The following is a 21,613-nucleotide window of genomic DNA, read 5'->3' as shown; positions in this document are numbered from 1 at the left end:
CACCCCAACCGGATAACTCCCGCCCCACCAGCGGGACCGCGACGAGGTCCTGATCGCAGACGATGCCCCCCGTCGATGCGTCGGAGGTTCCATCATCCCGGTGCGGCAGCCCTCCGGCAGCCCTCGCCGTCGTGCGGTAAGGGTTGCTGCTGCTGGTGCCGCCGGTGCGGCGACTGGCCCGCGCCGTCGACGCCGAGCGCTCAGGCACCGCCGGGTCCGACAACGGTGGCCAGGGCTCAGGCGTTGGCGCCCGGGTCACCCGCGAGCACCGCGTCGCCACGGAGCAACTCGGGCTCGGGCAGCGGCAGTTGGATCTTGTGAGCCGCCTCCCAGTCGTAGATCAGGCCGGGGCGCACCTGGGCGGCGAAGTAGTCGATCGCGGTCATCCCACCCACGACCGGCTCGTCGACCTCGGCGACCAACTGGGCCGGGACCAGGGAGAACCCGTTCTGCAGAGCAGCGCTGAGGCGGCGGTGACCGTCGACGACGAAGAAGTACTCGCCGGTGAACCCGATCTTCAGCGGTTCGAGGGCCTCGTCACCGGCCTCGGCCACCCCACCGACGAAGTCGGTGTCCCACAGACCCCGCAGGGTGGCGATGTCCTCCGTCGGGTAGACCCGGGCCGGGTCCAGCAGCAGCAGCGGCGGCGCGTCACGCAGCACCTCCGCGCCCAGGGTGCCCTCGTACGCGGCCACGATGTGCTCGATCACCTCGGCGGCGGACGCCCGCGTGGTGTCGCAGATCAGGTCATAGTTGCGCAGCCGGGCCTTGTCCACCCCGTAACGGATGATGAACCGGCTCCGCTCGCTCGCGCTGCGCTCACGGAGCTTGGCCTTGGCCTCCTCCAGGGAGGCGTAGCTCTCCGCCGGCCCGGACGGTCGGGCGAGCACCCGGCGGGCCGCCTCACCCGGCTCGGTGATCATGTGCACCTTGAGCGCGTCGGTGAAGAAGTGCCAGGCCAGCCGGGAGTCCATGATGAGGCGCTCACCGGAGGCGGCGATGTCCCGCTGGAGCTGGTCGACGTAGCCGTCGACAGCCTGGTCGAGCTCGGCGTGCAGGTTGAGCTGCAAAGCGGTCATCTGCCGCTGCTGCGCCATCTCCCGGTAGAGGTCCCCCACACTGACCCGGCGCATACCGAGCCGCTTGGCGATCTCGACCGACACGGTGCTCTTGCCGCTGCCGAGGTCGCCGTTGAAGACGATCGATTGTCCAACGGTCACGATTGGTCCACCCCTGATCACCGGCTCATTGACATCATCGACCTCGCGCCCGACGGACGCGTTTCCGTCATCGTCGCGCCATCCCGCGGCGACTCCGGCTCGGCGCGGTTGACGCTCCCTCGCGACCTGGAGCCCGTCGTACGCCTCGGCATGACGGGCGATGCTACCACTCGGATGCCACCGCTTTGCCGGACGCGGTGTGCGAGGGCAACCGCAGCCGGCCAGGCCAGCCACCGTCGGCACCGGCCGAAACTCCTCAGAACAGGCTCAGCGGATCGACCTGGAGACGAACCGGATCGGCGGCCTTGCGGGCGGCCCGAGCGCCAGCGGCCGAGTGCAACGCCTCGGCGAGCGCGGCCGCCCGGGCCCGGGGCACCCGCACCAACATCCGCTCCCGACCCTCCTCGGCCGGCACCGGCCCGAGCACCTCGGCGTCGTTCGGCAGTCGAGCCGCGGCCAGCAGGTCCGCCACCGCCTCGGCCGCGCCGGTGACACTCGCCATCCGTACCGCCGGGGGGAAACCCAGCTCGCGGCGCTCGGCCAACTCCCGGCCGGCGAACCAGCCGGCGTCCCAGCGCAGCAGTGCCTGCACGGGGGCGAGCGCGCCGTCGGCGACCACCACCACCCGACCGGCCGGCGCCGGCCGGGCCAGGGCCGCCGCCGCCATCCAGCGGCGCAGCGCCTCCTCGCCGGCGCGCAGGTCGGCCCGGGTCAGCAGAGCCCACGAGTCGAGCAGCAGCACCGCCCCGTAGCCACCCTCGGCGACCGGTTCGGCGCCCGGGGTGGCCACCACCAGGGCGGCGCCACCGGGCACGTCGGTCAGCACCTCCTCGCGCCCCGACGTGCGCACCGAGACGCCCGGGAACGCCCGGCCCAGCTCCTCGGCGGTCCGCCGGGCGCCCGTCACCGCGGCCCGCAGCCGCCGCCCACCGCACTGCGGGCAGGCGTACGCCGCCGCCACCCGGGCGCACCACCGGCAGACCGGGGTGCCGCCGGCCGAGGGCAGCGCGAGCGGGCCGGCACAGTGCGCGCAGCGGGCCGGAGTGCGGCACTCGGCGCAGGAGATCGACGGCAGGTAGCCGCGTCGGGGCACCTGCACCAGCACCGGCAGGTCCTGGCGGAGCGCGTCGCGGGCAGCCGTCCAGGCCAGGCTGGGCAGTCGGGCGGTGGCGGCCCCGGGGTCACGGGCCAGTTGAGGGTCGTCCCCGGTCGGCGCGATGGCCGGGATCCGCGCCCGCACGGTGCTCCGGTCGGCGACCACCTCCCGAGCCCAGCCGGTCTCCACCAGCAGCTGCCCCTCGGCCGTACGGGCGTACCCGCCGACCAGCGCGCCCGCCTCGGCGAGCTGCACGCGGGTGAGCAGCACGTCGCGAGCGTGCGGGTAGGGCGCCCGGGGCTCGGAGTGCAGATCGTCACCGTCGTCCCAGATAGCGACCAGGCCGAGCCGGGCCACCGGGGCGAACATCGCCGCCCGGGTGCCGATCACCACCGGCACCTCGCCCCGGCGGGCGGCGAGGAACGCCCGGTACCGCCGGGCCGGACCGAGGGCGGCGGAAAGGGTGACGTGCCGCCCCGGGCCGAGCACGTTGGTGAGGGCGGCGTCGAGGCGGTCGAGGTCACGCGCGTCGGGCACCACGACCACCGCGCCGCGCCCACCGGCGACGGTGGCCGCCACCGCGTCGGCGTAGCGGGCCGCCCAGTCCTCAGCGGGCAGCGCCGACCAGACCGCCCGGGGCGCCCGACCGTCGGTGAGCGCGCGCAGCAGGGCCGGGCCGGTCGGGTAGTCGCGCCACCCGCGCGGGTCGACCGCCTCGGTGGGTGCGGCCGGGGTGGGCTGGTCGTCGCGGGGCTCCTTCTCCACCCGCGCGTGCCGGGGTGGCACGGCGAGCCGGAGCACGTCGGCGAGGCTGCCTGCGTAGCGGTCGGCGACCGCCCGGGCCAGCCGGGCGACCTCGGGGGCCAGCACCGGCTCCGGCGAGACCACCTTCTCCAGGTACGCGAGGCGGCCGGTGTGCCCGGAGTCATCGGCGCGTGACAGCAACCACCCGTCGACGAGTTGCCCGGCGAAGCGCACCTTCACCCGGGTACCGGGCACCGCCACCTCGTCCAGCTCCGCCGGCACCAGGTAGTCGAACGGCCGGTCCAGGTGCGCCAGCGGAACATCCACGCAGACGCGCGCGACCGGCGACCCATCCGCGGGTCGCCGGTCGCTGCGCTTGGTGGTGGTCAGGCTCCCGCGGCCGACTTGAGGTCGGCGGCCCGGTCAGTGCTCTCCCAGGTCAGATCCGGCAGTTCCCGGCCGAAGTGGCCGTACGCGGCGGTCTGCTGGTAGATCGGGCGGAGCAGGTTGAGGTCCCGGATGATCGCGGCCGGACGCAGGTCGAACACCTCGCTGACAGCCTTCTCGATCGAGGCGACGGGCACGGTCTCGGTGCCGAACGTCTCGATGAAGAGGCTCACCGGGTGCGCCTTGCCGATGGCGTAGGCGACCTGCGCCTCGCACCGCTCGGCCAGGCCGGCGGCGACCACGTTCTTGGCCACCCAGCGCATCGCGTACGCGGCCGAGCGGTCCACCTTGGACGGGTCCTTGCCGGAGAACGCGCCGCCGCCGTGGCGGGCGTACCCACCGTAGGTGTCGACGATGATCTTGCGGCCGGTCAGCCCGGCGTCACCCATCGGGCCGCCGATCTCGAACCGGCCGGTCGGGTTGACCAGCAGCCGGTAGCCGTCGGTGTCCAGGCCGAGGCTCTCCAACTCCGGGGCGATCACGTGGTCGCGCACGTCCGGGGTGAGCAGCGAGTCCAGCGAGATGTCGGCGGCGTGCTGGCTGGACACGACAACGGTGTTCAGCCGGACCGGGCGCAGCCCCTCGTACTCGATGGTGACCTGGGTCTTGCCGTCCGGCCGCAGGTACGGGATCGTGCCGTCCTTGCGCACCGCCGAGAGGCGGCGGGCCAGCCGATGCGCCAGCGCGATCGGCAGCGGCATCAACTCGGGCGTCTCCGAGCAGGCGAAGCCGAACATCATGCCCTGGTCGCCGGCGCCCTGCGCGTCCAGCGCGCTCTCCGACGCACCGGTCCGCAGCTCGAAGGCGTTGTCCACACCCTGCGCGATGTCCTCGGACTGCGCGCCGATGGAGACGCTGACCCCGCAGGAGGCGCCGTCGAAACCCTTCTTCGACGAGTCGTAACCGATGTCGAGGATGGTCCGGCGGACGATCGTCGGGATGTCGGCGTACGCCTTGGTGGTCACCTCACCGGCGATGTGCACCTGACCGGTGGTGATCATGGTCTCCACCGCCACGCGGCTGTGGGGATCCTCGGTCAGCAGCGCGTCGAGGATGCCATCGCTGATCTGGTCAGCGATCTTGTCCGGGTGGCCTTCCGTGACCGATTCGGACGTGAAGAGACGGCGTGTCACGGCACTCCTAAGCGTGTGAGGTCGTTCCGCGGCAGTCTAATCACCACTGCGGCCGGTGTCGGGATCGGTCACGCCCTGTTCCACCCGTCAGGAGTGGCCTGGCAGCCGCGCCACGACGAGATCCCAGACGGCGTCGGCCACCGCTTCCTTGGCCTGCTCGGGCAGCCGGCTGACCGAACCGTCCGCGCCGATGACCGTCACCGTGTTGGTGTCGGCGCCGAAGACCAGGTCCGGACCGACCTCGTTGACCACGATCAGGTCGGCCCGCTTCCGGGCGAGTTTCGCCCGGCCGTTGGCCTCGGCATCGCCGGTCTCGGCGGCGAACACCACCAGCACCTGCTCCGGTCGTTTGCGCTGGCCGAGCTCCGCCGCGATGTCCGGGTTCGTGACGAGCTCGATGGTGGGCGCGACGCCGTCGTCCGACTTCTTGATTTTGCCAGGCGCGTACGTCGCGGGTCGGAAATCGGCCGGAGCCGCCGCCATCACCACCGCGTCGGCCTCGACGGCGGCCTTGACCGTCGCCTCCCGCAGCTCGGCGGTGGTGCCCACCCGGATCAGGTCGACGCCGGCCGGGTCGGCGAGGCCGACGTTGGCCGCGATCACTGTGACCCGGGCGCCGCGGGCGACCGCCGCGCGGGCGAACGCGTACCCCTGCTTGCCGGACGAGCGGTTGCCCAGGAAGCGGACCGGGTCGAGGGGCTCGCGGGTGCCGCCGGCGGTGACGACCACCCGGCGACCGGCCAGGTCGGCGGGGGCGGAGTCACCACGGGCCAGGAGCCGAACGGCGACGGCGAAGATCTCCGCCGGGTCGGGCAGCCGCCCCTTGCCCGTGTCGGCGCCGGTGAGCCGGCCGACGGCGGGCTCGATGACCCGCACCCCCCGGGAGCGCAGCGTCGCGACGTTGGCCACGGTGGCCGGGTGCTCCCACATCTCGGTGTGCATGGCCGGGGCCAGCAGGACCGGGCAGCGGGCGGTCAGCAGGGTGTTGGTCAGCAGGTCGTCGGCGAGGCCGTGCGCGGCCTTGGCGAGCAGATCGGTGGTGGTCGGCGCGACCACCACCAGGTCGGCCTGCTTACCGAGCCGGACGTGCGGCACCTCGTGGACGTCGGTCCAGACGTCGTCGGCGACGGGTTGACCGGAGAGCGCGGCCCAGGTCGGCGCTCCGACGAACCGGAGCGCCGACGCGGTTGGCACGACCCGAACGCGGTGGCCGGATTCGGTGAAGAGTCGCAGCAGCTCGCACGCCTTGTAGGCGGCGATGCCGCCACCGACCCCGAGGACGATCGAGGCGGACATCGGCCAGCGGGGGCTTACGGCTGGTCGGTCGGCTCGGCGGTGAGCAGGCCCGAGTTGATCTCGCGCATGGCGATCGAGAGGGGCTTCTCCTGCGGGGTGGTCTCGACGAGCGGGCCGACGTACTCCAGCAGACCCTCACCGAGCTGGCTGTAGTAGGCGTTCACCTGGCGCGCGCGCTTGGCGGCGAAGATGACCAGCGCGTACTTCGACGTCGTCTTCTCGAGGAGCTCGTCGATCGGCGGGTTGGTGATGCCTTCGGGGTTGGCGATGGATCCCACGAATTAACCTCTGCGTCTTTCGAGCCGCGCGGACGCGGTGCTGAGTCTCAACGGCGGCCGGCCGTCAGCCACGCACGCGTGACCAGGCCGGATCCGGATAAGAAGAACCGAGTAAGCCTACCAGCTCTTCAACCACCCGTTCGGTGTGGTCGTGGGTCAGCGTGTGCTCGACGGTGACGGCCAGCGTGGCGTCCGGCACGTACCCGGGTGGGCTCAGCAGCACCAGCCGGACATCCGGCAGGCGCGCGCGGACCAGTGGGGCACCGCGCAGGTCGAGTGGAAGCAGCACCGGCTGCCCGGCGTCGAGCCGGGCGCGCAGCGGCGGGTACGGGGTGCCCCGGCGGTGTGAACCGATCCGGGACCACTCCAGCAGCTCGCCATCGACGATTCGGCGATCGAACTCGGCGGGGGCGAGGAAGACGCGGTCCACCCCGTCGATCTCCGCCTCCCGGCGCGGCCTGGTGGTTGCCGCGACCGGGATCCACACGGACGGAGAACGCGCCCGGACGAGCTCGACGACACTCTCCCTGCCGGAACCCGAAGGTCCAGCCAGGACAGTGAGCCGAGCCGCCGGGCGCGCCTCGTCATCCGTGCTCACTGCTTGTTTCTACACGCTGCCAGGTTCAGTTGGCGGCGAACTCTCCAAGCAATGCCTTGCGCTGCTGCTCGCCGAGGCCACGCAGGCGACGGCTGTCGGCGATCTTGAGCTTCTCCATGATCTGGGTAGCCCGGATCTTGCCGATGCCCGGCATGGCCTGCAAGACGGCCGACACCTTGAGCTTGCCGACGACGTCGTCGCTCTCGGCACGCTCAAGCACGGCACCGAGGGTGGTCTTGCCCTGCTTGAGCTGCTCCTTCAGCTGAGCACGGGCCTTGCGGATCTCCGCGGCCTTCTCGAGCGCGGCAGCGCGTTGTTCGGGGGTCAGTGACGGGAGCGGCACCAGTTCTCCTCAGGTCCCTATCGCGGCGGGCGGGGCGCACCGCCGCATCTGTGAAACGTGGTGTCGCTGTGAACCAAGGGGTCCATGGTTCCCAGCGCGGGGAAAACTAGCGGCCAACGGAGCTTTCGGCAACGTGGGGCCGCATGATCACCGTAGAGTGACCGACCCGTCAGTCAGTCACCGGGCAGGCAGGACGGCCCGACAGTCGACCAACACGCGGTCCGCGGCGGCCCGCAGCGCGGCCACATCGGGGCCTGCCGAGAGCACTTCCCGGGAGTACGACGGGAGCACCGAGGCGAGGCTCGAACCGAAGACGGTACGCAGATCGGCTGCGCCGGCACCCTGCGCGCCGAGGCCCGGAGCGAGCAGTGGGCCCCCCACCCCGGACAGGTCGTGACCGGTGTCGCCGATGGTCGCGCCGACCACCAGACCGAAGCTCCCGAGTGGGGTTGCACCCCTGTTGAGCTGGGAAATCTCGTCGATCACGGTCTGCGCCACGGTACGGCCGTCGGCCGTGACGGCCCGCTGCACGGCCGCGCCCTCGGGGTTGGAGGTGAGGGCCAGTACGAACACCCCGCCTCCGTGCTCGGCGGCCAACTCGAACATCGGCGCCAGCGAGCCGACCCCGAGGTAGGGGCTCGCGGTGACCGCATCGACATAGACAGGGCTAGATGGGTCGAGGTACGCGGCAGCGTACGCGCTCACCGTCGAGCCGATGTCGCCACGCTTGACGTCGAGCAGAACGAGCGAGCCGGCATCCCGTAACTGTCGGATAGTTGACTCAAGAATGGCCACACCTCGGGACCCGAACCGCTCGAAAAAGGCCGACTGAGGCTTGACTACCGCAACCCGGTCACCGAGCGCTTCGACGACGGTTCGGCTGAACCGGTCGAGTCCCCGCACGTCGTCCGGAAGGCCCCAGTGGGCCAGCAGACCGGGATGCGGGTCGATACCCACACACAGTGGGCCCCGCTCGGTGATCGCCCGGTGCAGCCGGGTACCGAAGCTCTCCATCGGAGTGTTCCCCTCTTCTCGTCCGGACGGCTGCCCCGCCCGGGTAACCGTCGACCCGGTTGGCCGGGCCGACTCAGCCAGCCGCCACCGCCGCCGCCACCCCGGTCGCGATCCGGGCCACGTCGACGTCGTCGGTGACGTACGGCGGCATCGTGTAGATCAGGTCGCGGAACGGACGCAGCCACACCCCCTGGGCCACCGCGGCCGCGGTGGCCGCGGCGAGGTCGACCTCGTGATCGAGCTGGACCACGCCGATCGCACCGAGCACCCGTACGTCGGCCACGCCCGGCGTGCCACGCAGCGGCTCCAGGCCGGCGCGCAGGCCGGCGCCGACCCTGCCGACCTGGCCGGCCCAGTCTCCGGCCCGCAGCAGCCCGATGGAGGCGTTCGCCACCGCGCAGGCCAGCGGGTTGCCCATGAACGTGGGCCCGTGCGCCAGCACGCCGGTCGCCGAGATGCCCTGGGCGACCTCCGGGGTGCACAGGGTCGCCGCGAGGGTCAGGTACCCGCCGGTCAGCGCCTTGCCCACGCACAGCACGTCCGGCGTCACCCCGGCGTGCTCGGCGGCGAACATCTCACCGGTACGACCGAAGCCGGTGGCGATCTCGTCGAAGATCAGCAGAATCCCGTGCGCGCGGGTCACCTCACGCAGCACCCGCAGGTAACCCGGGTGGTGGAAGCGCATCCCGCCGGCGCCCTGGACGACGGGCTCGACGATCACGGCGGCCAGCTCGTCGGCGTGCCGCTCGACCGTCTCCACCAACGCCGCCACGTACGCGTCGTCGGGCGGATCGGTGAAGCCACCCGGCGGCACCGGGGCGAACACCTGCCGGGGCAGCACGTCGCCCCACAGGTGGTGCATTCCGCCCTCCGGGTCGCAGACGCTCATCGGGTGGAACGTGTCGCCGTGGTAGCCGCCCCGCCAGGTCGCCAGCCGGCGCCGCTGGGGCCGGCCGACGGCCCGCTGATACTGCAGGCACATCTTCACCGCCACCTCGACGCTGACCGAGCCGGAGTCGGCCAGGAACACGTGCTCCAGACCGTCCGGGGCCAGCTCGACAAGCGTCTGGGCGAGCCGCACCGCCGGCTCGTGGGTGAGCCCGCCGAACATCACGTGGCTCATCCGACCGAGCTGGTCGGTCACCGCCGCGTCCAGCACCGGGTGCCGGTACCCGTGGATCGCCGCCCACCAGGACGACATCCCGTCCACCAGTTCCCGCCCGTCGGCCAGCCGCAGCCGTACGCCCTCGGCGCTCTGCACCACATACGGCGGGTTCGCTGGCGGCAGCGCGGCGTACGGGTGCCAGACGTGGGCCCGGTCCGCGGCCAGAATCTCCTCGGGTGTCACGCGTACTCCATTCCCGGCACGAACGGTCCGGACGTGCACGTCCTGCGGCCAGGCCGAATCACTCCCCCGCCCGCCTTTGCTCTGCACCCGTGGATGCACCACCCCGGCGCCCGACCGACGGCCACCGGGTGGCACACCCCGGGGTACGGAGCTGTGGCGCACCGGGGGGTGCAGAGCAAAGGCGGTGGCGGTGGCGGTGGCAGTAGCGGCGGCGGCGGTGGCAGTGGCTGTGGCAGTGGCTGTGGCTGTGGGCAGTAAGCAGTGGGCAGTGGGCTCCCTGGCGCGTTGCTGGCTCGACGCCGTTTGGGTCGGGTCAGCAACGCGCCAGGGAGCGGTCACCCGCTGGCGAGCGGATCCGGCACCGCGGTCGTGGCCGTCGCCCGAGCGGCGGCGCGGACCAGGGCCGGGCCTCGGTAGATGAAACCGGTGTAGAGCTGCACCAGGGCAGCGCCGGCGTCGAACATCCGTGCCGCGTCGTCCGGGTCCAGCACACCGCCGACGCCGATGATCGGCAGCCGGCCGTCGGTTTCCCGGTGCACGAAGGCGACCACGTCGCGGGCCCGCCCGGTGAGCGGCCGACCGGAGAGGCCACCGACCTGCGCGCCACGCTCGACGTCAACGCCGGCGAGCCCGTCGCGAGACAGCGTGGTGTTGGTGGCGATCACCCCGGCGGCGCCCCGGGCCAGGCAGACCTCCAGCAGCTCGGCGATCGCCGCCTCGGTCAGGTCCGGTGCGATCTTGACCAGCACCGGCTTCTCCCCCACCAGCGCGCCGAGCAGCGCGTCCAGGTGGGCGCGGTCCTGCAACGACCGCAGGCCCGGGGTGTTCGGTGAGGACACGTTCACCGCGAAGTAGTCACCGTGCCCCCGCAGCGCCCGGTACGAGGCGAGGTAGTCCTCGACCGCCTCGTCGAGCGGGGTCACCTTGGACTTGCCCAGCGAGATGCCCAGCGGCACCCCGAGCGGGCGCGGCAGCGCCGCCAGCCGGGCCGCCAACGCGGCGGCCCCGGCGTTGTTGAAGCCCATCCGGTTGACCACCGCCTCGCTGGCCGGCAACCGGAACAGCCGGGGCCGGGGGTTGCCCGGCTGGGCGTGCGCGGTGACCGTGCCGACCTCCACGAACCCGAAGCCGAGCGCCGGCCAGGCCGGCAACGCCGCGCCGTCCTTGTCCATGCCGGCGGCCAACCCGACCGGGTTGGGGAACCGGACCCCGAACACCGTGCGCGGCGCGTCGACCGCGTACCGGGCCCGCAGCGCGGCGAGCGCGGCCGGCCGCCGCGACAGGGCCGCCAACCGCCGCAGCGTCCATTCGTGCGCCGCCTCGGCGTCGCCGCCACCGAGCCGGAACAACCACGGCCGTACCGCCCGCTCGAACACTGTCACTGGGCCGCCCGCAGAGTGGCGTGCAGGTCCTGCAGGGGACGGACCTGCATGTCGCCGCGGATTCGCGCCTCGATACCCATGACCGCCGCCGCCGCGCCAGGAACCGTGGTGATGCAGGGGATGTCCGCGGTGACGGCCGCGCTGCGGATCTCGTAGCCGTCGGAGCGGGCGCTGGCACCCGAGCCCTGCGGCGTGTTGATCACCAGCGCCACGTGGCCACCACCGATCAGCGACACCGCGTCGTCGCCCGCGCCGGCCTGGTAGTGCTTACGGATCTGCTCACAGGCGATGCCGTGTCGGCGCAGCACCTCGGCCGTGCCGGCGGTGGCGACGATCTCGAAGCCCAGATCGGCCAGCCGTTTGATCGGGAAGATCATGCCGCGCTTGTCCCGGTTGGCCACCGAGACGAAGATCTTCCCGGCGGTCGGCAGCGACCCGTACGCGGCCGACTGGCTCTTGGCGAAGGCGTGCCCGAAGTTGGTGTCAATGCCCATCACCTCGCCGGTCGACTTCATCTCCGGCCCGAGCAGCGAGTCGATCCCCTTGCCCGCGCGGGTCCGGAAGCGCTTGAACGGCAGCACCGCCTCCTTGACCGCGACCGGCGCGTCGGCGGGCATGGTGCCCCCGTCCCCCGTCGCCGGCAGCAGGCCCTCGGCGCGCAGCTCGGCGATGCTCGCCCCGAGCGCGATCCGGGCCGCCGCCTTGGCCAGCGGCACCGCCGTGGCCTTGGAGACGAACGGGACGGTCCGCGACGCGCGCGGGTTGGCCTCCAGCACGTAGAGCACGTCGTCCTTGAGGGCGTACTGCACGTTGAGCAGGCCGCGGACACCGACGCCACGGGCGATGGCCTCGGTGTAGCGGCGGACCTCGACCAGGTGCGAGCCCGCGAGGGTGATCGGCGGGAGCGCGCAGGACGAGTCGCCGGAGTGGATGCCCGCCTCCTCGATGTGCTCCATCACGCCGCCGATGTAGACCTCGCCGTCGGCGTCGCAGAGCGCGTCCACGTCGATCTCGATGGCGTCGTCGAGGAACCGGTCCACCAGCACCGGGTGGTCCGGGGAGATGTCGGTGGCCCGGCCGATGTAGTCGCGCAGCGTCGGGTCGTCGTAGACGATCTCCATGCCCCGACCGCCCAGCACGTACGACGGCCGGACCAGCACCGGGTAGCCGATCTCGTCGGCGATCGTCTTGGCCTCGTCGTACGAGGTGGCCATGCCGTGCGACGGCGCGCGCAGCCCGGCGCGGGCCAGCACCGCGCCGAACGCACCCCGCTCCTCGGCCAGGTGGATCGACTCCGGGGAGGTGCCGACGATCGGCACACCGGCGTTCTTGAGCCGCTGCGCCAGCCCCAGCGGGGTCTGGCCGCCGAGCTGCACGACCACCCCGACCACGCCCGGCCCGCCGGCCGCCCGGCCGGACGAGTCCTCCGCGTGCCAGACCTCCAGCACGTCCTCGAAGGTCAGCGGCTCGAAGTAGAGCCGGTCGGCGGTGTCGTAGTCGGTGGAGACCGTCTCCGGGTTGCAGTTGACCATGACGGTCTCATAACCGGCCGACCGCAACGCCTGCACGGCGTGCACGCAGGAGTAGTCGAACTCGATGCCCTGCCCGATCCGGTTCGGGCCGGAACCCAGGATCAGCACCTTCGGCTGGTCCGACGGCACGACCTCGGTCTCCAGGTCGTACGTCGAGTAGTGGTACGGCGTGGTCGCCTCGAACTCGGCAGCGCAGGTGTCCACGGTCTTGTAGACCGGGCGCACGTCGAGGCGGTGCCGCAGGGTCCGTACGCCGTCCTCGGCGGCCAACTCCGGGCGCAGCGCGGCGAGCTGCCGGTCGGACAGACCGGCCCGCTTGGCGCGGCGCAACAGGTCGGCGTCGAGCACCGGCGCGTCGACGATCTCGGCGCGCAGCTCGATCAGCGCGGCGATCTGGTCCAGGAACCACGGGTCGATCCCGCCGGACGCCTCGGCGACCTCCGCGATCGACGCGCCGAGCCGCAGCGCCCGCTCGACGGTGTACAGCCGGCCGTCGTGCGGGATCCGCAGCGCCGCGAGGGTGTCCGCGAGGGTGACGCCCGCCGGGTCCGGCACACTCCAGAAACCGGCCGACTTGGTTTCCATCGAGCGCATCGCCTTGTTCAGCGCCTCGGTGAAGTTGCGTCCGAGGCTCATCGCCTCGCCCACCGACTTCATCGTGGTGGTCAGCTCCGGATCCGCGCCGGGGAACTTCTCGAACGCGAACCGGGGGATCTTCACCACCACGTAGTCGAGGGACGGCTCGAACGCCGCCGGCGTCTTCAACGTGATGTCGTTGGGGATCTCGTCGAGGGTGTACCCGATGGCCAGCTTCGCGGCGATCTTGGCGATCGGGAAACCGGTCGCCTTGGAGGCCAGCGCCGAGGACCGCGACACCCGGGGGTTCATCTCGATCACGACGATCCGGCCGTCGGCCGGGTTGACCGCGAACTGGATGTTGCAGCCGCCGGTGTCCACCCCGACCTCGCGCAGCACGGCGATGCCCAGGTCACGCAGGCGCTGGTACTCCCGGTCGGTGAGCGTCATGGCCGGGGCGACGGTGACGCTGTCGCCGGTGTGCACACCCATCGGGTCGATGTTCTCAATCGAGCAGACCACCACCACGTTGTCGTGCCGGTCGCGCATCAGCTCGAGTTCGTACTCCTTCCAGCCGAGCACGCTCTCCTCGATGAGGACCTCGTGCACCGGGCTGGCGGACAGGCCGTCGCCGGCGATGCGGGCCAGGTCCTCCGGGGTGTGCGCCATGCCGGAGCCCAGGCCACCCATGGTGAACGACGGCCGGATCACCACCGGCAGGCCCAACTCGGCCACGGTCGCCTCGACCTCGTCCATCGAGTGGCAGACCCGGGAGCGGGGCACCAGCGCGGTCGGGTCGTCGACGCCCAGGCGTACGCCGGCCTTCGCCACGATCTCCTTGAACAGCTGGCGGTCCTCGCCCCGGTTGATGGCGTCGATGTTCGCGCCGATCAGCTCCACGCCGTACTTCTCCAGGACGCCACCCTCGTGCAGGGCGACGGCCGTGTTCAGCGCGGTCTGCCCGCCGAGGGTCGCGAGGATCGCGTCCGGGCGCTCCTTGGCGATGACCAGTTCCACGAACTCCGGGGTGATCGGCTCGACGTAGGTCGCGTCGGCGAACTCCGGGTCCGTCATGATCGTCGCCGGGTTGGAGTTGACCAGGCTGACCCGGATCCCCTCGCTGCGCAGGACCCGGCAGGCCTGGGTGCCGGAGTAGTCGAACTCGCAGGCCTGCCCGATGACGATCGGCCCGGAGCCGATCACGAGGATGTGCTTGAGATCGGTCCGCTTAGGCATTGCTGCGCCCCTTGCTGTGGGTCCGACCCTCGATCAAATCGGCGAATCGGTCGAAAAGGTAGTCCGCGTCGTGCGGGCCGGCCGCGGCCTCCGGGTGGTACTGGACGGTGAACGCGGGCAGGTCCACGGCCCGCAACCCCTCGACCACGTTGTCATTGAGGCAGACGTGCGACACCCGTACACCACCGAAGTCGGTGTCGATCACCTGGTCGGGGACGACCGCACCGGCACCCGCACCCGGCACCTCGACGGCGAAGCCGTGGTTGTGGCTGGTCACCTCGACCTTGCCGGTGGCCCGGTCGAGCACCGGCTGGTTGATGCCCCGGTGGCCGTAGCCCAGCTTGTAGGTGCCGAAGCCGAGCGCCCGACCGAGGATCTGACTGCCGAAGCAGATGCCGAACAGCGGCACCTCCCGCCGCAGCGCCTCCCGGGCCAGCGCCACCGGGGCGTCGGCGGTGCCCGGGTCGCCCGGGCCCGGCGACAGGAAGATCGCGTCGGCGCCGGTGGCGAGCATCTGGTCGATGGTCGACGACGCCGGCAGCACGTGCGTGGTCACCCCACGGGTGGCCAGCCGACGCGGCACGTTGCGCTTGATGCCCAGGTCCAGTGCGGCCACCGTGAACCGGTGCTCGCCCAGAGCCTCGACGACGTACGGCTCCGGGGTGCTCACCTCGGCGGACAGGTCCGCGCCGAGCATCTGCGGCGCCTCGCGGACCCGGGTCAGCAGGCTCTGCGGGTCGTTGTCGATGCTGGAGATGCCCACCCGCATGGCGCCCCGCTCGCGCAGGTGCCGGGTCAGCGCCCGGGTGTCCACCCCGCTGATGCCGACCACACCCTCGGTGGCGAGGCGGTCCTCCAAAGAGCCGGTGGCGCGCCAGTTCGAACCGATCCGGGCCGGGTCGCGTACGACGTAGCCCGCCACCCAGATCCGGCCGGACTCGTCGTCCTCGCCGTTGACGCCGGTGTTGCCGATGTGCGGTGCGGTCTGCACCACCACCTGACGGTGGTAGGACGGGTCGGTCAGCGTCTCCTGGTAACCGGTCATGCCGGTGTTGAAGACCGCCTCGCCGAAGGTCTCCCCGACGCTGCCGTACGCCTCACCGGGGAAGGTGCGCCCGTCCTCTAGCACCAGGATCGCGGGTCTGCGCTTGACCATTACTTGACAGCCTTTCCGTCCAGGACCGTCGGCTCGCCGCGCAGGAAGGTCGCCACGATGCGACCCGGCAGCGTCATGCGGGCGTACGGGGTGTTGCGACTGCGACTGGCCAGTTCCGCCGGCTCGATGGTGCGGCGGGCGGCCGGGTCGATCAGGGTCAGGTTCGCCGGCACACCCGGCGCGGGGTCGACGCCGTGCCCGGTGAGGCCGGCGATCCGGGCGGGGGTGCGCGACATCCGCTCAGCGATCAGATCCCACTCGGGACCGAGCACGTCCAGCGCGATGGAGAGGGCCGTCTCCAGACCGAGCATGCCCGGCCGGGCGTACGCCCACTCGCACTCCTTGTCCTCCACCGCGTGCGGCGCGTGGTCGGTGGCGATCACGTCGATCACCCCGTCGGCGAGGGCGGCGCGCAGCGCGGTGATGTCCGCGGCCGTCCGCAGCGGTGGGTTGACCTTGAAAACGGGGTCGTAGGTCTCGGCCTTGACGTCGGTGAGCAGCAGGTGGTGCGGGGTCACCTCGGCGGTCACCCGTACCCCGCGGGCCTTCGCCTGGCGCAGCACCTCGACGCTGCCGGCGGTGGAGACGTGGCAGACGTGCAGTCGGCCGCCCACGTGCTCGGCGAGCAGCACGTCCCGGGCGATGATCGCCTCCTCGGCGACCGCCGGCCAACCGATCAGGCCGAGGCGGGTGGAAACCTCGCCCTCGTGCATCTGGGCGCCCTCGGTGAGCCGGGGCTCCTCGGCGTGCTGGGCGATGATCCCGTCGAACGCCTTGACGTACTCCAGGGCTCGGCGCATCAACTTCGGGTCCGCGACGCAGTGCCCGTCGTCGGAGAAGATCCGCACCCGGGCCGCCGAATCGGCCATCGCGCCCAGCTCGGCCAGCCGCTCGCCGGCCAGCCCGACGGTGACCGCGCCGATCGGCTGCACGTCGACCAGGCCGGCCTCCCGGCCGAGCCGCCAGACCTGCTCGACCACACCTGCGGTGTCCGCCACCGGGGAGGTGTTGGCCATGGCGCAGACCGCTGTGTAACCGCCGAGCGCCGCCGCCCGGGAACCGGACTCGACGGTCTCGGCATCCTCCCGACCGGGCTCGCGCAGGTGGGTGTGCAGGTCGACGAGGCCGGGCAGGGCGACCAGGCCGGTGCCGTCGACGACTGTGGCGTCCGGCGCGGTCAGGCCGGGACCGACAGCGGCGACCACGCCGTCGCGGATCAGCAGGTCGGTCGGCGCGGCGCCGACGACACTCACGCTGGTGATCAGGTACGCGGTCACCGGTTGTTCCCTCCGAGAAGCAGGTAAAGGACAGCCATCCGCACGGAGACCCCGTTGGTGACCTGTTCGACGATGGTGGAGCGGGGTGAGTCGGCGACCTCGGCGGTGATCTCCATCCCCCGGTTCATCGGGCCGGGGTGCATGACGATCGCGTGCTCGGGCAGCCGGCGCATCCGCGGCCCGTCCAGCCCGTAGCGGCGGGCGTACTCGCGCGCGGAGGGGAAGTAGGAGTCGTTCATCCGTTCCCGCTGCACGCGCAGCATCATCACCACGTCCACGTTGGGCAGAACGGAGTCGAGGTCGTAGGAGACGTCGGTGCCGGGGGCGAGGGCACCGGCGATGTCGACCGGGATGAGGGTCGGCGGGCCGACCAGGGTGACCTTGGCGCCGAGGGTGGAGAGCAGCAGCACGTTGGAGCGGGCGACCCGGGAGTGCAGCACGTCCCCGACCACCGCGACCGACAGGCCGGCGAGCCGGCCCAGCCGGGCCCGCATGGTGTACGCGTCCAGCAGCGCCTGGGTGGGGTGCTCGTGGGTGCCGTCACCGGCGTTGACCACCGAACCGTCCACCCAGTTGGCCAGGCGGTGCGGCGCGCCGGAGGCGGGGTGTCGGACGACCACGGCGTCCGCGCCCATGGCCTGCAGGGTCAGCGCGGTGTCCTTCAGGCTCTCGCCCTTGGTGACGCTGGACCCCTTGGCGGAAAAGTTGATCACATCGGCGCTGAGCCGCTTCGCCGCCGCCTCGAAGGAGATCCGGGTACGCGTGGAGTCCTCGTAGAAAAGGTTCACCACGGTACGACCGCGCAGCGCGGGCAGCTTCTTGATCTCGCGGCCGGCGACGGTGGCCATCTCGGCGGCGGTGTCCAGGATCTCGGTGGCGGTGTCGGCGTCCAGGTCCCCGCCGGAGAGCAGGTGCTTGATCATGAGGCAGTTCCCCCGTAGAGCTTGACCTCGTCCGTCCCGTCGGTCTCGGCGAGTGTCACCTTGACGCTCTCGGCGAGCGACGTCGGGATGTTCTTGCCGACGTAGTCGGCACGGATCGGCAGCTCCCGGTGACCCCGGTCGACCAGGACGGCGAGTTGCACCGACGCCGGGCGGCCCACGTCGTTGAGCGCGTCGAGCGCGGCCCGGACGGTGCGGCCGGAGAAGAGCACGTCGTCGACCAGGATGATCCGTTTGCCGTCGATGCCGCCGGGCGGCAACTCGGTCGGACCCACCGCGCGGGTGGCATGCCGACGGAGGTCGTCGCGGTACAGGGTGATGTCGAGCACACCGACCGGGACGGCGACGTCCTCGAAGGTGCTGATCCGGTCGGCGAGCCGCCGGGCGAGGGGGGTGCCCCGGGTGGGGATCCCCAGCAGCACCGTGTTCGCGGCACCCTGGGTCTTTTCCAGGATCTGGTGGGCGATGCGGTCGACCACGCGTTGCACGTCGGCGGTGGTGAGGATCACCTTCACCGAGGGTTGTCGCGGTGGTGAGGAGCGGGCAGCCGGTGGGTATGCCACGGCGGACCTCCTTCCCCGCCTCACGGGACGGGTCGTTAAAGGATGTCGGGCACCTCCGGCCGGACCGCTGAGCAGACCTGGGCCGGGGCTTCCGCCACGTTACCAGTGGTCACCGGGGTGATGGACGGCGGCTGCTGACCATCGGGTCAGGCACCGGAAAGGGGGATAACTTCCCGGACGCTCCCCAACGGTAGGGTCACGACCACTTGACCACGTGTCGCATTCCCCGTACCGTCACGCTCCGTAGCGATCGACGGGAGAACCCCGAGCAGCACTGGGAGTGTCCGAATGCCCTCTGAATACGCCAAGTCTCTGGGCGCCCGCCTGCGCTCCATCCGCCAGCAGCAGGGTCTTTCCCTGCAGGGTGTGGAGGAGAAGTCGAATGGGCGGTGGAAGGCCGTGGTGGTCGGCTCGTACGAGCGTGGCGACCGGGCCGTGACGGTGTCCCGTCTGGCCGAGCTGGCCGAGTTCTACCGCGTACCCGTCTCGGAGCTGCTGCCTGACGGCAGTGGCGTCCGTCACGAGCCCACCAGCAAGATTGTCCTGGACCTGGAGCGGCTCTACGACGAGGCCTCCGAGGATCTGGCCTACGTCGCCCGCTACGCCCGCGCCATCCAGCAGCAGCGCGGCGACTACAACGGTCGGGTGCTCTCCATCCGCGCCGATGACCTGCGGGCGCTCGCGATCGTCTACGACGCCTCACCGTCGGGTCTGATCGAGCGGCTCACCGAGCACGGCGTGCTGGTGGCCGACCCCCGGGCGTTCTTCGCCTCCTGAGCTGTCGCAACACCGAAAGGGCCCGTGCCATCTGGCACGGGCCCTTTCGGTGTTGCGGGTGCGTGACCTCAGCGGGTGGCGTACTCGGCGATCCGGCCGAGCACCCCGTTGAGGAAGCGCGGCGAATCATCTGTCGACATCTGCCGGGCCAGCTCGACAGCCTCGCTGATCGCCACCGCGTCGTCGATCTCGTCGACGTAGAGCAACTCGTAGACGGCGATCCGGGCCAGGTTACGGTCGACGACCGGCATCCGCTCCAGCGTCCAACCCTCGGCGTAGCTGGCGATCAGCTCGTCGATCCGGTCGAGGTGCTCGGCGACGCCCTCGACCAGGCCCACCGCGTAGCCCAGATGCTCCGGCCGGGGCTGCTCGATCCGCTGCACGTAGCCGGCGAGCACCTCCACCGGAGGCTTGTCCCGTAGGTCGGCCTCGTAAAGGACATCCAGCGCCCGCTTGCGCGCCTTGCGGCGCGCCGGCATCTGCTGCTTGGCGCCCTCAGCCATCAGGCGCGGCCGAGGTAACGGCCGTCGCGGGTGTCGACCTTGATCTTCTCGCCGGTGGTGATGAACAGCGGGACCGGCACGGTGGCGCCGGTCTCCACGGTCGCCGGCTTGGTGCCGCCGGTCGAACGGTCGCCCTGCAGGCCCGGCTCGGTGTAGGTGACCTCCAGCACGACGCTGGTGGGCAGCTCGATGTAGAGCGGCACCCCCTCGTGCTGGGCGACGGTCGCCTCCGCCTCGGGCAGCAGGTAGTTGGCTGCCTCACCGACGGTGCCACCGGGCACGGTGATCTGGTCGAAGGTCTCCAGATCCATGAAGACGAAGTCCTCGCCGTCGGCGTACAGGTACTGCATCGTGCGCTTGTCAACGGTCGCGGTCTCGACCTTGGTGCCCGCGTTGAAGGTCTTGTCGACCACCTTCCCGGACAGCACGTTCTTCAGCGTGGTGCGCACGAAGGCACCACCCTTACCGGGCTTGACGTGCTGGAACTCGACGACGGCCCACAGCTCGCCATCCAGGTTGAGTACCAGGCCGTTTTTGAGGTCGTTGGTGGAGGCCATTTCCTGCCTTGATCATCAATTGGCGGACAGACCCTACGAGTCTACTAGCTGCGTCGAATCGCCCGGTCCCCGCTCGGGGCGGGCTCTTCGCGGGTGGCCAGATGGTGCAGGGCGAGGCGATAGCCGTCAATGCCCAGGCCGCAGATCACCCCGGTCGCCACCGCCGACACCACCGAGTGGTGCCGGAACTCCTCGCGAGCGTGGATGTTGGAGATGTGCACCTCCACCAGCGGCCCGCGCAGCATCGCGCAGGCGTCCCGCACGGCGTACGAGTAGTGCGACCAGGCGGCCGGGTTGAGCACCACCGCGGCGGCCTCGTCGGCGGCGGTGTGCAGCCAGCCGAGCAGTTCGTGCTCGGCGTCGGTCTGCCGGACCGTCACGTCCAACCCCAACTGCTCTCCGGTGCGCGCGCAGAGCTCCACCAGGTCGGCGTAGGTGGTCGCGCCGTACACGTCCGGCTCACGGGTGCCCAGCCGGCCCAGGTTCGGCCCGTTCAAGACGTAGACCTTCACAGGCTCGCCACCTCCCGGTAGGCAGCCTCCAGCAACGCGTCGTCCGGGCCCTCCAACATCGCCGGACGGGCCAGCCCCTCGAGGACGACGAAGCGCAGCCGACTGCCCCGGGCCTTCTTGTCCACCCGCATCGCGGCCAGCAGCTGCGGCCAGGCGTCGGCCGGGTAGCTCACCGGCAGGCCCAGCGCGCTCAACGTGACCCGGTGCCGGTCGGCGGTCGGCGCGTCCAGTCGCCCGGCGCGGCGGGCCAGCGTTGCCGCGTACACCAGACCGACGGAGACGGCGTGACCGTGCCGCCAGCGGTAGCCCTCGTTCTGCTCGATGGCGTGGGCCAGGGTGTGACCGTAATTGAGCACCTCCCGCAGGCCCGACTCGCGCAGGTCGCCGGCGACCACGTCGGCCTTGACCCGGATCGCCCGCTCGATCAGCTCCCGGCTCACCGGACCACGGGGGTCGGTGGCGGCCGTCGGGTCATCCTCGATGAGATCCAGGATCGTCGGGTCGGCGATGAACCCGCACTTGACGACCTCGGCCAACCCGGCCGCCAGGTCGACAGCGGGCAGGCTGTCCAGCGTGGCCAGGTCGGCCAACACCCCGACCGGCGGGTGGAACGCGCCCACCAGGTTCTTGCCGGCGGCCGTGTTGATGCCCGTCTTGCCGCCCACCGCGGCGTCGACCATGCCCAGCAGCGAGGTCGCCACCGGCACCCAGCGCACCCCCCGTAACCAGCTGGCCGCGACGAAGCCGGCCAGGTCGGTCACCGCGCCGCCGCCCACCCCGACCACCGCGTCGGTCCGGGTGAAGCCGGCCGCTCCGAGCCGGTCCCAACAGGCGGAGGCCACCTCGATGTGTTTGCCCGACTCGGCGTCGGGCACCTCGATCGGCAGTAGCTCGACGCCGGCGGCGCGCAGCCGCTCACCGAGCGCGTCCGCGAGAGCCTTGAGCGGAGGCGCGTGCAGCACCGCCACCCGCGTCGCGCCGGGCAGCAGGCCAGGCAGCGCGCCCAGCAGGTCACGTCCCACCAAGACGTCGTACGGCCGCTCGCCGCCGACCGGAATCCGGGTCACCTCGTCCATCGCCGGCA

Annotated in this window: 20 protein-coding genes; 1 reads left to right on the top strand and 19 read right to left on the bottom strand. The window is 71.6% G+C overall.

Annotated features, from left to right (window positions below):
- Positions 1–236: 236 nt before the first annotated feature.
- The 15 genes from DLJ59_RS35170 to pyrR form a co-directional block, all read right to left on the bottom strand.
- On the bottom strand, positions 237–1,220 hold the full coding sequence (locus tag DLJ59_RS35170) for an AAA family ATPase (protein ID WP_124778415.1): 984 nt from the start codon (positions 1,218–1,220) through the stop codon (positions 237–239).
- Between the two features lie 256 nt (positions 1,221–1,476).
- Entirely contained in the window at positions 1,477–3,450 is a 1,974-nt protein-coding gene (locus tag DLJ59_RS35165; protein ID WP_124778414.1) for a primosomal protein N', read from the bottom strand.
- The gene (metK, locus tag DLJ59_RS35160) at positions 3,447–4,640 is read right to left on the bottom strand and encodes a methionine adenosyltransferase (protein ID WP_124778413.1); all 1,194 of its coding nucleotides are present in this window, start codon (positions 4,638–4,640) and stop codon (positions 3,447–3,449) included. The genes DLJ59_RS35165 and metK overlap by 4 nt, the downstream gene beginning before the upstream one ends.
- 87 nt (positions 4,641–4,727) lie before the next feature.
- Positions 4,728–5,936, bottom strand: coding sequence for a bifunctional phosphopantothenoylcysteine decarboxylase/phosphopantothenate--cysteine ligase CoaBC (gene coaBC / locus DLJ59_RS35155; RefSeq protein WP_124778412.1), 1,209 nt, complete (start codon positions 5,934–5,936; stop codon positions 4,728–4,730).
- A 14-nt stretch (positions 5,937–5,950) separates the two neighbouring features.
- Positions 5,951–6,214 carry a DNA-directed RNA polymerase subunit omega gene (gene rpoZ, locus DLJ59_RS35150; protein WP_030335666.1) on the bottom strand — a complete coding sequence of 88 codons (264 nt, stop codon included), beginning with the start codon at positions 6,212–6,214 and terminating at the stop codon, positions 5,951–5,953.
- 64 nt (positions 6,215–6,278) lie between these two features.
- The gene (locus DLJ59_RS35145; protein WP_124778411.1) at positions 6,279–6,812 is read right to left on the bottom strand and encodes a nucleoside/nucleotide kinase family protein; all 534 of its coding nucleotides are present in this window, start codon (positions 6,810–6,812) and stop codon (positions 6,279–6,281) included.
- Positions 6,813–6,837: 25 nt separating this feature from the next.
- Entirely contained in the window at positions 6,838–7,155 is a 318-nt protein-coding gene (gene mihF, locus DLJ59_RS35140; RefSeq protein WP_030335662.1) for an integration host factor, actinobacterial type, read from the bottom strand.
- 177 nt (positions 7,156–7,332) lie between these two features.
- Positions 7,333–8,169 (bottom strand): orotidine-5'-phosphate decarboxylase, encoded by an 837-nt coding sequence (gene pyrF / locus DLJ59_RS35135; RefSeq protein ID WP_124778410.1) that lies wholly within the window; start codon positions 8,167–8,169, stop codon positions 7,333–7,335.
- Between the two features lie 73 nt (positions 8,170–8,242).
- Positions 8,243–9,517, bottom strand: a complete 1,275-nt coding sequence (locus tag DLJ59_RS35130; protein WP_124778409.1) for an adenosylmethionine--8-amino-7-oxononanoate transaminase — start codon at positions 9,515–9,517, stop codon at positions 8,243–8,245.
- 335 nt (positions 9,518–9,852) lie between these two features.
- A complete protein-coding gene (locus tag DLJ59_RS35125) occupies positions 9,853–10,899 on the bottom strand; it encodes a quinone-dependent dihydroorotate dehydrogenase (protein WP_124778408.1) in 1,047 nt (348 codons plus the stop codon).
- Positions 10,896–14,243: a carbamoyl-phosphate synthase large subunit gene (carB, locus tag DLJ59_RS35120; protein ID WP_124778407.1), complete on the bottom strand. Its 3,348-nt coding sequence runs from the start codon at positions 14,241–14,243 to the stop codon at positions 10,896–10,898. The genes DLJ59_RS35125 and carB overlap by 4 nt, the downstream gene beginning before the upstream one ends.
- Entirely contained in the window at positions 14,236–15,399 is a 1,164-nt protein-coding gene (carA, locus tag DLJ59_RS35115) for a glutamine-hydrolyzing carbamoyl-phosphate synthase small subunit (RefSeq protein WP_124778406.1), read from the bottom strand. Before carA ends, carB begins: the two co-directional genes overlap by 8 nt.
- Positions 15,399–16,676 carry a dihydroorotase gene (locus DLJ59_RS35110; RefSeq protein ID WP_124778405.1) on the bottom strand — a complete coding sequence of 426 codons (1,278 nt, stop codon included), beginning with the start codon at positions 16,674–16,676 and terminating at the stop codon, positions 15,399–15,401. The genes carA and DLJ59_RS35110 overlap by 1 nt, the downstream gene beginning before the upstream one ends.
- The gene (locus DLJ59_RS35105; RefSeq protein ID WP_124778404.1) at positions 16,673–17,599 is read right to left on the bottom strand and encodes an aspartate carbamoyltransferase catalytic subunit; all 927 of its coding nucleotides are present in this window, start codon (positions 17,597–17,599) and stop codon (positions 16,673–16,675) included. The genes DLJ59_RS35110 and DLJ59_RS35105 overlap by 4 nt, the downstream gene beginning before the upstream one ends.
- On the bottom strand, positions 17,596–18,180 hold the full coding sequence (gene pyrR, locus DLJ59_RS35100) for a bifunctional pyr operon transcriptional regulator/uracil phosphoribosyltransferase PyrR (RefSeq protein WP_124778403.1): 585 nt from the start codon (positions 18,178–18,180) through the stop codon (positions 17,596–17,598). Before pyrR ends, DLJ59_RS35105 begins: the two co-directional genes overlap by 4 nt.
- Before the next feature lie 288 nt (positions 18,181–18,468).
- Between pyrR and bldD the strand changes: the two genes are divergently transcribed.
- Positions 18,469–18,957 (top strand): transcriptional regulator BldD, encoded by a 489-nt coding sequence (gene bldD, locus DLJ59_RS35095; RefSeq protein WP_007458348.1) that lies wholly within the window; start codon positions 18,469–18,471, stop codon positions 18,955–18,957.
- A gap of 68 nt (positions 18,958–19,025) precedes the next feature.
- On the opposite strand, the gene nusB is transcribed toward bldD, so the two are convergent.
- Genes nusB through aroB form a run of 4 tightly spaced genes read right to left on the bottom strand, consistent with a single transcriptional unit; the run spans position 19,026 to position 21,605 of the window.
- The gene (gene nusB / locus DLJ59_RS35090) at positions 19,026–19,436 is read right to left on the bottom strand and encodes a transcription antitermination factor NusB (protein ID WP_208641306.1); all 411 of its coding nucleotides are present in this window, start codon (positions 19,434–19,436) and stop codon (positions 19,026–19,028) included.
- Positions 19,437–19,459: 23 nt separating this feature from the next.
- Positions 19,460–20,017, bottom strand: a complete 558-nt coding sequence (gene efp / locus DLJ59_RS35085) for an elongation factor P (protein WP_007458344.1) — start codon at positions 20,015–20,017, stop codon at positions 19,460–19,462.
- Between the two features lie 44 nt (positions 20,018–20,061).
- Complete coding sequence (gene aroQ / locus DLJ59_RS35080; RefSeq protein WP_124778401.1) at positions 20,062–20,529, bottom strand: type II 3-dehydroquinate dehydratase; 468 nt, start codon at positions 20,527–20,529, stop codon at positions 20,062–20,064.
- The gene (aroB, locus tag DLJ59_RS35075) at positions 20,526–21,605 is read right to left on the bottom strand and encodes a 3-dehydroquinate synthase (protein WP_124778400.1); all 1,080 of its coding nucleotides are present in this window, start codon (positions 21,603–21,605) and stop codon (positions 20,526–20,528) included. Before aroB ends, aroQ begins: the two co-directional genes overlap by 4 nt.
- Positions 21,606–21,613 lie beyond the last annotated feature (8 nt).

Source organism: Micromonospora inaquosa (genome assembly GCF_003857055.1).
GTDB classification, from domain to species: domain Bacteria; phylum Actinomycetota; class Actinomycetes; order Mycobacteriales; family Micromonosporaceae; genus Micromonospora; species Micromonospora inaquosa.
Note: the sequence above shows the minus strand (reverse complement) of the source record. Positions and strands in the feature narration are given on the sequence as shown.

Bases quoted from the DNA above. Each gene is read 5' to 3' on its own strand.
- coaBC (WP_124778412.1), bottom strand. From the start codon at position 5,936: ATGTCCGCCTCGATCGTCCTCGGGGTCGGTGGCGGCATCGCCGCCTAC.
- pyrF (WP_124778410.1), bottom strand. From the start codon at position 8,169: ATGGAGAGCTTCGGTACCCGGCTGCACCGGGCGATCACCGAGCGGGGC.
- carB (WP_124778407.1), bottom strand. From the start codon at position 14,243: ATGCCTAAGCGGACCGATCTCAAGCACATCCTCGTGATCGGCTCCGGG.
- carA (WP_124778406.1), bottom strand. From the start codon at position 15,399: ATGGTCAAGCGCAGACCCGCGATCCTGGTGCTAGAGGACGGGCGCACC.
- DLJ59_RS35105 (WP_124778404.1), bottom strand. From the start codon at position 17,599: ATGATCAAGCACCTGCTCTCCGGCGGGGACCTGGACGCCGACACCGCC.
- bldD (WP_007458348.1), top strand. From the start codon at position 18,469: ATGCCCTCTGAATACGCCAAGTCTCTGGGCGCCCGCCTGCGCTCCATC.
- nusB (WP_208641306.1), bottom strand. From the start codon at position 19,436: ATGCCGGCGCGCCGCAAGGCGCGCAAGCGGGCGCTGGATGTCCTTTAC.
- efp (WP_007458344.1), bottom strand. From the start codon at position 20,017: ATGGCCTCCACCAACGACCTCAAAAACGGCCTGGTACTCAACCTGGAT.
- aroB (WP_124778400.1), bottom strand. From the start codon at position 21,605: ATGGACGAGGTGACCCGGATTCCGGTCGGCGGCGAGCGGCCGTACGAC.